The sequence below is a fragment of the Vibrio sp. 10N.222.46.A1 genome, assembly GCF_041473595.1.
Lineage (GTDB): Bacteria > Pseudomonadota > Gammaproteobacteria > Enterobacterales > Vibrionaceae > Vibrio > Vibrio tasmaniensis_A.
Map to the genome: position 1 here is coordinate 1 of NZ_JBFRSN010001245.1, position 337 is coordinate 337.

1 protein-coding gene is annotated in these 337 nt (G+C 46.6%); it reads right to left on the bottom strand.

The window, feature by feature from the left end; all coding sequences use genetic code 11:
* A partial coding sequence (locus tag AB4496_RS25625; protein WP_372132661.1) for a hypothetical protein occupies window positions 1-337 on the bottom strand: 337 nt, incomplete at both ends.

Consider the following 337-nt stretch of genomic DNA (forward strand, 5'->3'; position numbering starts at 1 on the left):
TTCGCTAGTTGCTTAGTATCTAGGTAACCAAAGCCACCATCGATACGGCTTAGTGTGAAGAACACACTACGACCAGAAACGGCATTCAGTTGGCCATTTAGGTGCTTGGCGAATAAGAACGCTGTCGTCAGTGAAGCTCTGGAGTCTGCATTCAAGTTAACCGCTTGCTCGTTGCTTTGTTTCGCATCAACGATAGCTTGTAAATGAATGAAGCCAGCAATCACTTTGTTCGACGTTTTAAGGTCTGCTTCGATGCCGTTAATAACCGCAGTGACACCAGCATCATCGACGCTGTTGAGTGTGTAGCTTGCGATTTCACTGTTTAAAGGTGACGCGG